This is a genomic window from Paenibacillus yanchengensis (assembly GCF_042684845.1).
Classification (GTDB): Bacteria; Bacillota; Bacilli; order Paenibacillales; family Paenibacillaceae; genus Pristimantibacillus; species Pristimantibacillus yanchengensis.
Map to the genome: position 1 here is coordinate 107,164 of NZ_JBHUMH010000058.1, position 8,069 is coordinate 115,232.

The 8,069-nt window shown below is 38.6% G+C and carries 5 protein-coding genes; 1 reads left to right on the forward strand and 4 read right to left on the reverse strand.

Going from position 1 to position 8,069, the window contains the following annotated elements:
* On the reverse strand, nt 1–963 hold the full coding sequence (locus ACFSTH_RS16215; protein ID WP_377769932.1) for an ABC transporter permease: 963 nt from the start codon (nt 961–963) through the stop codon (nt 1–3).
* A gap of 434 nt (nt 964–1,397) precedes the next feature.
* Between ACFSTH_RS16215 and ACFSTH_RS16220 the strand changes: the two genes are divergently transcribed.
* On the forward strand, nt 1,398–3,587 hold the full coding sequence (locus tag ACFSTH_RS16220) for an AraC family transcriptional regulator (protein ID WP_377769933.1): 2,190 nt from the start codon (nt 1,398–1,400) through the stop codon (nt 3,585–3,587).
* Between the two features lie 68 nt (nt 3,588–3,655).
* Here the strand turns inward: ACFSTH_RS16220 and ACFSTH_RS16225 are convergent, their stop codons facing one another.
* From ACFSTH_RS16225 to ACFSTH_RS16235, 3 genes are read right to left on the reverse strand one after another with little or no spacing between them, the layout of a single operon-like run.
* Complete coding sequence (locus tag ACFSTH_RS16225; RefSeq protein ID WP_377769934.1) at nt 3,656–4,648, reverse strand: metallophosphoesterase; 993 nt, start codon at nt 4,646–4,648, stop codon at nt 3,656–3,658.
* Between the two features lie 15 nt (nt 4,649–4,663).
* Complete coding sequence (locus tag ACFSTH_RS16230) at nt 4,664–5,482, reverse strand: alkaline phosphatase family protein (RefSeq protein WP_377769935.1); 819 nt, start codon at nt 5,480–5,482, stop codon at nt 4,664–4,666.
* 52 nt (nt 5,483–5,534) lie between these two features.
* The gene (locus ACFSTH_RS16235; RefSeq protein ID WP_377769936.1) at nt 5,535–7,751 is read right to left on the reverse strand and encodes a Sip1-related alpha-galactosidase; all 2,217 of its coding nucleotides are present in this window, start codon (nt 7,749–7,751) and stop codon (nt 5,535–5,537) included.
* Between the last annotated feature and the right edge of the window lie 318 nt (nt 7,752–8,069).

Genomic DNA, 8,069 nt, shown 5'->3' on the forward strand with positions numbered 1-8,069 from the left:
TTACCAAACGCTATTGCCAGATACTTTTTTGGCTGCGTAATTTGAAAAAATAATTAATACGAAACTAACGATAGAAAGCATTAATCCTACTGCTGCGCCATATTCGAACTGACCACCTTGCACACCCATTCGATAAACATATGTTTCAATAACATCAGCGGTCTCATAGACTTTCGGATTATACATTAGTAATACCTTTTGGAAATCTGTCGTTAATATCGAGCCCATTTTCAAAATTAACATGACCGTCGTAGCTGGTATAATCGCTGGCCAAGTAATAAACCGCAGCTTTTGCCATCGATTCGCACCATCAATTTCCGCTGCTTCATATTGCGTTGGGTCAATACCAGTAATGGCAGCTAGAAAAATAATGGAACCGTAACCAAGTTCCTGCCATATGCCCGAACCAATAAATAATGGACGAAATGCTGAAGCAAAGTTAAGCCAAATTTTCGGTTCCATCCCGAACAACGCCACAAACTTATTAATCAAACCATTCATGGAAGAAATGTCAAAAACGAAGCCTACTACGATAACTGTTGATAAAAAGTGAGGAAAGTAAGTAATCGTTTGTACCGTCCGCTTAAAATATCGATTCCGTAACTCATTCAATAGTAATGCAAATATTATTGGTGCCGGAAAAGTAAAAATAAGTGAGTAAACAGCTAACAATACCGAGTTCCGTATAATCCGCCATGACAGCGGTGATGCAAAGAATGCTTCCATATGTTTAAATCCAACCCATGGACTTCCTATGATGCCATCTCTAATGTTGTAATCTTTGAACGCAACCAACACACCATACATAGGAAAGTATTTGAAAACTAGCAATAATGCAAAACCCGGTAATACCATAAACACAAGCCAACGTTGCTTTATTAATGTTTTAAAAAAATTAGCGACTTTACTATTGTCTTTTTTCTTAAGTAACGGTTCCGGCTGCTTGACAATGTTTGTTTGCAATTTCACCCCTCCATTAATCAGTCTAACAAGCTGCTCCTACATAACAATTAGATAGTTAACCATCGTCGTTTTGTGACTTTCACTTGTTATTACTTGCTTTTAATTGTTATCAAGCGCTTTCATAATTTAACAATAACCGCTTTCATAACCTTTAAGCAATCGGCAACAATTCATATTCCTTTTAAAAATTCATCTTTTCTTTTCGTTTTTAATATTTAAAAACAGCTATAATCAATTGATTTTATTGTAATATCCCGTTTTCATTTCGTTTATTTGTATGCAATTATTAATATAGCTCTTAATTATTATTAAAAATGAACAGTAGTACTATATTCTGAATTGTACTATGATAAAGTTACTGATAAGATTGGAATGCTGTGCAAGTTGGTAGAATAAAAATCAAACAGACAAAAAATAATAGGGGGGCTTTACGAATGGTGCGAATTATACGTAAGGTCTATAAAAACTTTCAACAAAGCAGTGTCGTTTTAAAGTTTTTTATTATCAATATGTTATTTATGCTCTTGCTTTCCAGCCTACTTATCTTTATACACAACTTTATTAATCAAACAGCACATCAACAAATGCTCCATGCTAATGAAACATTTCTCAAACAATTTTCAACACAATTCAAAGGCGACTGGTTAACGATTAAAAATGCTGTCTTTAAACTAGGTTCTTCCTTGGATACGAATCAAATTAACCGTAATCAAACATTTGACAGCAATTATTATTTAGCTATTAGCAAATACAAAAGCAAAACTAACGAAATTAATTTACAGCTACCTTTTTCAGCTCAAATATCTACCTATTTTCCAGAAAAAGATTTGGTTATCGGTTATGACGGCTCAAGCTCTTTAGAAATATTCTATAAAACGCTAGCTGACAAAAACGGTGCAGAAACATGTAAGTGCATACATGAAGGCAACGATGCAGAACAAATTTTTTCTTTACCGAAAACAATGATTTATACGTATCGTATGTATCCAGAAGGATCGATTTTTATCCAAATCAATAAAGCTGATCTCATTGCTTACTTGAAGGATGCAACTATGCTACTCAACAACGATATCGTCCTCTTCGATAAAAATAAGGAGGTTATTGTAAGTACTGCGGCGTATTCAGAATCTGGTTATGCTAACAACAACGATTTATCTGTTAATAATTTATTTCCCAAAAATGGGCAGTACACCGCCCCCGAAGGAACATTTGGCTTATTCTCTTACTCTGTTTTAATTTCTGACAGTACAATTAAAGACAGTTTGCGTCAAGCCCGCACCTTTTCAGTCATCCTTTTTGCCATCTTCACTGTCACTAACATCATTTTAGTTATCGTTAACGCATCTATGTTCCATCCTCTCAGAAAAATAACGAAAACGTTGCAATCTGCTCTGACAACATCGACCAAAAACGAGTATGACATTATTACTAATAAAATCAACGAATTACACACAGCGACAGGTACAATGAAACAAACACTCAATGAACAGTCCAATATTATGGAGCAAAATATGTTATTACATTTAATATCTGGGCGGCATTACAAAAGTGATCCTACACTACTTCACAGCATTCAGCAAAAGTTCGACAGTTATATTGTAATCGCTTTAATCGAATCGACTAACGACGGAAAGTATAGTGACAAAGCAGCCGATTTGCTAGCACAGTGGCTGGAAGAATCCCATTTGTTTTATCGACTGCCGATCCATGCTGCAACACACACGTTTATTGTACAAAGTACAAAAGACGGCTACATGGCTCAAAAACAACAACTCGAAGAGTTATTACAACAAAATTTTTCATATGCCAATGCAGAACAATTCGTTATATTATGTGGCATAAGTGCTGTTCATCACAAAATAGAACAACTAGTAACAGCTAATACACAAGCTAACCAAGCAATTATGAAACATCGTGTACAATTTGCGGAAGCTATTCATGTGCTTGACTTTAAACCGAAGTATAGTCAGACGGCTGCTATTTCACAGCTATCGATGGATAAAGAGCAAGAATTAATAAACTATACTTTAAAAGGTAACAAAGATGCGATAGAGCTGTTTTTCGAGAAAACTATTTTGAAAGCCCAGCCACCACACACGTTTGAACAAGCAAAAAATATATTACGCTACTTACACGATCTGTTATATGTGATAATGAATAGTAAAAAAATCAATGATAGCGACATTGGGATAGACCATGATCTCTATATTCATTCTTTCAACTTACCTTACTTATATGAACAAATATTAAAGGGTTATTTATATATCGCAGAACAAAATGCTTTGCCAAGTAGTTTATTAATGGATCAAATTTTAGAATTCATCCAAACTAATTACGATAATCCAGATTTAACGCTCACTTATGTTGCAGATCATTTTTCGATAACTCATGTTTACTTGTCCATGTATTTCCGTAAAAATGCGGATACTAATTTTAACCATTATTTGCACCGCGTCCGCATCGAACAAGCGATCAAACTAATCGAAACGAAACCAGACCTAGCGATGAAAGATGTCGCACAACGAGTTGGGTATAGTAATGTAGGCACTTTTATTAGACATTTCAAAAAAATATCCGGTACAACACCTGCTCAGCATCATAAATTTCAAAATTTAGATAAGTAACGTAAGTCAAATAAGGAGCGTAACTACAACATCTCTCACATGCTGTAGCCGCTCCTTTGTTATGTTCACTATTCTTTTGTCAGATCAATGATACGATCTTCTCCAGCACCGACACGAATCATCCGAAGTTCATTTTTGGAAATATTAATACTTACGATATCAAAAGCAGTTTCCAAAAAAGAATCTCTTTTTCGTCCATATGTTACAGCATTAAGGGAGGAGATAAACGGAACTCCTTCTTTTACAACTACTTGATCATGATGAACGTGTCCAAAGAAACAAGCATGAACTCGTGCTTTATTTGTTTTAATCACTTTCCACATCTTCTCTCCGCCGTCCACTTCATTATCGCCACCGACAATATCGCGATGTACCATAGACACATGTGAAAAAAAGACTGTTTTCCACCGTTCGGGATTAGACTGATCACTGAAATTAAATACTTGTTGTTTCACCCAATTTATTTGGCGATCCGAAAAACCATACTCCCATTGTCCATTTTGTGCAACTCGACCATTTTCAGCGACATAGTAAGGAATATCTATCGCATTCAATACGACTACTCGTGTATGCTGCTCTGGAATGTCATAGTACATGTATAAACCTAACTCATTCCCTTTATCGAACGAAACATGCTGCTCTAAGTCAGCGTACAACAACTGGTACTGCTCCAATGGAAAGATTACATTGTCTATACTACGTTCTCCGGCTAAATGATCAATAATAGTATTATCATCATGATTGCCTTTGGCGGGAAGGACAGGAATTCCGTCTACTTTGAACGCGTCTATTATTTCTTTTTGCATACGAACAACATCGGACTTGGGACCATTTTCGCTAAAATCACCACCACATACTATACATGAAATGGGTAATTCTTTCGCCACTTGTTGTACTAATTTAGCCGTTTTTAATTGGTTTCCACCAATCCAATGGTGAGGGTCCGTTACAAATATAAGGTGAACCTCATCTTCTTGCGCTTTTTTTCGAAATTTATTTATCGCTTGCTCCACATTTTCGATCATATCTTCTGGCAACGCAATATGACTTAAATCCATCATGTACCGCTCACCTCTCTATAGGAAAATTTGTTCTGGCAATTTCGCCGTCCAACCAGCTGGTATATCCAAACCTAATGCATGCGCAACTACAACTGCCGTATCTTGAATGTTGAGTGCCGTTCCTTCCGCCTCTTCCCTAATACCAGGTCCACTGCATCCCCAAAAAATAGTGGCATCTTGCGAATGTGCACTACCATGTCCATGCGGATCTTCTCCGCCACCGCCATGATCTGCCAATATAATAAATAACGTATCCTCGTACAATACTTTTTCCTGCAACAAAGCTACTACTTGCCCGACTAACTTATCGGTATCTTCTATCACTTCCGTATATAGTGGCGTACCGTAGCCAAACCCATGTCCAGCCGAATCTATTTCGTCAAAATGAATATACAAAGCAACAAAATCATCATGTTCCGCAAGAAACTGTTGTACGTTTTCGATATGTTTTTTATCTGTAAATACGTTAGCAACAAAAGACACTGCACCCGCTTCAATAATGCCATCATTAATCGGTTTCCATGTGCATGAAGAACCAATAATTGCGTCTGGATTCGTCTGTCTAATCAGCTGTAAAAAAGAAGGGTATGGAGAATCGAGCGGAAACTTTTCGTGTTCTGCGACTGCATTGTCAAGCCCATGCAGCTCCGGCTCTACACCATGAAACATCGATCCCCAACACTCTCCACTGATCGTCGGAATAACCGTCTGAGCTTCATATGTGCGATAACCTTTGGATAACAATTGATCCATATGTGGAGTTTTTGCTTGCCTGTTCATATTACCCATACCATCTAATCCTAGAACTACTACTCGCTTAACTAATGCTGCCATACTGTTCCTCTCCTTTTACTGTTTCAAATACGTTACTCTCTTCGCTATTACACTACTTGGCAAAAGATAATCGCAAGCAACCTCTCGCTTCTGTAAATGTAACAGTTAATTTCCACACCGTATCGCCATGTAGGCTGGAGCTATTCACTTGCTCGAACTGCTCCAACTGTTGCACTTGTTCCAGTTTTATAACTATTGGTTGATTCGGATCAGTTGCTTCGCCTAAACTGTTGTACTCATGCAACTGAAAAGTAGCTGGTGCGGCAATAAAGTAACTTTCACTCGTTCCAACAACTCCGCTTATATCGAGTATTAGCTCGCGCGCATCCTCTGCCCACTGTTCACGCTCCACACTAACTATATCCATACTGACGTGGCGTGACGAAGCGATGAGCTGCGGGTGATGCCGCTTCGCTGTAAGTGCGATAACTTGACAATGTCCTAACGCTAATTGTTCAAATTTAATAGATTGTGAATATACACCTTTATATTGTTGCTGCCAAAAATCAAAAGCATAATAATGCTGCTCTGGATCTAAAGCTAAACCGGACAATGGTTGATTGGTTTCTGGCAAAGGAATAACAGCAAATCTCCCGACTACCGCCCAGCTACGTCCAGGCAACTCATAATGAAATGCCCACAACGACGATTGTGGCAATTCTTTCGCATCTGGTGCCAAACCAAGCATCGCATAAGCTGCTGCTATTCCTTCCTGCCGTTCATAACGAAATGATGGTAACGACAGATCAAGTGGAACCGTCATATCCAGTGGTCCAGTCTCAGCAGTTCGAGTCGAAATTGCTGGCATACAGCGCTGAATAGTGTGAATTGTTTCTTTATCATATAAAGCTGGGTTGTCGCTTATAATCAACATCTGACCAGACAGCGAAATTAAAGACAATAACATCTTTCCCCAAGCAGGCTCCGTTCTCATGCAAGCGTAATCCGGATCATTCAAAAATAGAATTCGATGAGTGTGATACCAACGAGCAGACTCTACTACCTGCTTTGTAATTGCTGGCCAACCAGCGTTAGAATCACCCGCTATTCGACAAGCATCAACGATACCAACTACTTCACTCAGCACGCCCCAACAAGCCAAAAAGTAAGCATCATCCCCCAGCGCTTGCCGCGCATTTTGCATATAAACTCTTAATTGCTTTGTTGCTTCCTCATTCGTTATAAGTCCTTGCTTGACCACTTCATGAAGACCATCGAATAAATAATGACGGATTTGATCCGTTTTAAAGTAACTGTACCCTTTGTCTAATAATCCTCGATATAAAGGGGATACTTGATCCTGCAATAGCTCGATTTCGCTCTTTAACGTATAATAAATCCACTGTCCATATAACGGCTCTCCCGACAGATCCTTTTCAAATAAATTCGCATGCTTTTTGGCAAACGATTCATTCGTAACCATTGCACTAGTCCAAATGCCAGCTTCAAATCCATGCTGTTTAATACTATCTAACAAACCTTCATGCTGATTAGTAAACTTTTCATTCGTTTGTAACCATGAATCTGCAATAATTCCGTCAGCCGTTGGTGGAATCGGCTCGATCTGAAAGCCGTCATCAATTTGAATTAACTCCATTCCATACGGTTTGAATTGTTTGTTCATAAACGTTGCCGCTTCGGCAACTGCCTCACCATCTACTCGTTGCGCAAACGCTTCCCAAGTACTCCACCCTGTACGCGGTTGCAATTTAGGACGCCACTTCCACGGTTGATGTTGCTCAAAACCGAGATGTTTCCGATAATATTGCATACGCAAATTAATATAGAAAGGCTGTAGTCCAGCAGCAACCATCATTGTACAGGTCCAATTCCCCTCCGCATCTTGCTCCATCTGCTGTTGTTGCCATGTCCAGCTAGCTCCATGCCATTCCAACAACAGATCTTGCAGCACATCATACATACCATTAACACCATACAGTAACGGCTGACCAATCTGCCCAATAATCGCTTCCTGCTGCGCAGCTCGATGAGGACGCATATTAACCGCTTCCGCACTCACTTGAAACGTCACCTTCACTGGCGCTGATTGATCTAACGATAAATAAACTTGTTGCGTAAAGGGGGTGCTTTGAATATTACCGTTAGAGTATGTTTTAAAATACGGCTTAGCTCCAGATGGTAACTGGAAACATATAAGAGGCTGACCATTGTAATAATAAGTTAAAACATTATTATGCTCATCATAACTGTGCATCGCATGCGCTGCTGGCGGTTCTACATTTCGTACATGTCGTTTATGAAGATTCATCGTTTCCCTCCTATGTTGTTAAAGTGCTTTCTCCTCTGATCGTATAGCAGCTCATACCTACAAACAATAAGCACTAATTAAAGCGGTTTCAAATTTAACAACTAGTGAGTATTGATTTATTCAACTCATCATCATATTTTCACATTTTCATTTTTTCACATATCACCCCATCTTCCCTTCACCCTTTAAGCCGTATACCTTTCGCTCAGCATTCCTGTAGAGCGTTAAATTTAGACTTTGTAATTAATGAAGCATCCCTATAGGATAGAGATAGGCCGGACCAAGGCACTATTCTATCTTAGGAGATGCTCTACTATG

Bases quoted from the DNA above. Each gene is read 5' to 3' on its own strand.
- ACFSTH_RS16225 (WP_377769934.1), bottom strand. From the start codon at position 4,648: ATGATGGATTTAAGTCATATTGCGTTGCCAGAAGATATGATCGAAAAT.
- ACFSTH_RS16235 (WP_377769936.1), bottom strand. From the start codon at position 7,751: ATGAATCTTCATAAACGACATGTACGAAATGTAGAACCGCCAGCAGCG.
- ACFSTH_RS16230 (WP_377769935.1), bottom strand. From the start codon at position 5,482: ATGGCAGCATTAGTTAAGCGAGTAGTAGTTCTAGGATTAGATGGTATG.
- ACFSTH_RS16220 (WP_377769933.1), top strand. From the start codon at position 1,398: ATGGTGCGAATTATACGTAAGGTCTATAAAAACTTTCAACAAAGCAGT.